This window comes from Vibrio sp. 2-Bac 85 (assembly GCF_037546705.1).
Lineage (GTDB): Bacteria > Pseudomonadota > Gammaproteobacteria > Enterobacterales > Psychromonadaceae > Psychromonas.
In genome coordinates, this window is the sequence record NZ_JALAAB010000057.1 from 1 (window position 1) to 516 (window position 516).

Below are 516 nucleotides of genomic sequence, written 5' to 3' on the forward strand. Positions count from 1 at the left end.
TCTGCTTATGAGCGCATACATGGTGTTGCTTTTAAAGAGGAAAACAACAAAGAGTCTTCTTTGGTCGGGTTAAGTTTTAAGAAAAAGCCATTATTGGGCTTTATAGGTGATGAGCATGAAGCTCAATCTCTTGTAAGTAGTCAGAAGGGTATACCATTCTCACTGCTTGATTATCTCGAGTTGGTCGATTGGAGCGGTCGTATTTTACGAGATGATAAACGCGGTGCAATTGTTAGCCATCATCCTAAATTGCTTAACACACTTGGACTTGATAGTGAAAGTTGGTTATCGCTAGCTAGTAGTTTTGGAAAAGACTACCAAGGTGCGGTAGGCTCGTTAGATGAATTAGCCGCATTTGCAGCGCATACCGGTAAGCGTTGGATTGCCAGTAAAAACGAATTACGACGAAATATGCATTAATTTATTGCTCTTTTTCTTTCTTTATAAGCTATTAGCGAAAGCTAAAATATTTACCTGTCTAAAACACTATAAAATCTATTTTATACTCAGAAATTT

At 37.6% G+C, this 516-nt stretch carries 1 pseudogene; it reads left to right on the forward strand.

Going from position 1 to position 516, the window contains the following annotated elements:
- Positions 1–420 (forward strand): annotated as a pseudogene (locus MT390_RS19730) (hypothetical protein); the annotation flags it as partial.
- Positions 421–516 lie beyond the last annotated feature (96 nt).